Consider the following 1,155-nt stretch of genomic DNA (forward strand, 5'->3'; position numbering starts at 1 on the left):
GATTGTAACTGCAACCGCTGTCCTTGTACTCTCACAAGAGTTCAGTGTCTGAGATACATAGTAAGTTCCCGTTGCAAGCGTAGCAGTTGTTGCCAACTGTGTTCCGCCTGTTGCAACAGAATACCATTTTAATGAAGTACCGTTTGATACAAGGTTTGCTACAGTAGCATTATTACAGAATGTTTGTGCTGATGCTGTTGGAGCAGTAGTTGTGTTGATAGTTACTGCAACCGCCGTTCTTGTACTCTCGCAGCTATTTAAAGTCTGCGACACATAGTATGTACCTGTTGCAAGCGTAGCAGTTGTTGCCAATTGTGTTCCACCAGTTGCTACAGAGTACCATTTCACAGCAGTACCATTTGCAACAAGGCTTGCCACAGTTGCACCATTACAGAATGTCTGTGCAGAGGCTGTTGGCGCGGCTGTTGTATTGATTGTAACTGCAACCGCAGTCCTTGTACTCTCACAAGAGTTCAATGTCTGAGATACATAGTATGTACCTGTTGCAAGCGCAGCTGTTGTTGCCAATTGCGTTTCACCTGTTGCAACAGAATACCATTTTAATGAAGTACCATTAGCTGTTAAACTTGCTACAGTAGCACCATTACAGAATGTCTGTGCCGATGCAGTTGGCGCAGTGGTAGTATTGATTGTAACTGCAACCGCAGTCCTCGTACTCTCACAAGAGTTCAATGTCTGAGATACATAATATGTACCTGTTGCAAGCGCAGCTGTCGAAGCCAATTGTGTTCCGCCAGTTGCTACACTGTACCATTTAACCGCAGTACCGTTTGCTACAAGGCTTGCTACAGTAGCACTATTACAGAAAGTCTGTGCCGATGCTGTTGGCGCAGCAGTTGTATTGATTGTCACAGCAACCGCTGTCCTTGTACTCTCACATGAGTTCAATGTTTGCGATACGTAATAAGTCCCGGTTGCAAGCGTAGCCGCCGTTGCCAACTGGGTTCCACCTGTTGCAACAGAATACCATTTTAGTGAAGTGCCGTTTGCTACAAGGCTTGCCACAGTCGCACTGTTACAGAATGTCTGTGCAGATGCTGTTGGTGCAGTGGTAGTGTTGATCGTCACAGATACCGCAGTCCTTGTACTCTCGCATGAGTTCAATGTCTGAGATACATAGTATGTACCTGTTGG

The 1,155-nt window shown here is 45.7% G+C and carries 1 pseudogene; it reads right to left on the bottom strand.

The features are described from left to right. Positions 1-1,155: pseudogene (locus GR160_RS19225) on the bottom strand (hypothetical protein); the annotation flags it as partial.

The organism is Flavobacterium sp. Sd200, assembly GCF_009826935.1.
Lineage (GTDB): Bacteria > Bacteroidota > Bacteroidia > Flavobacteriales > Flavobacteriaceae > Flavobacterium.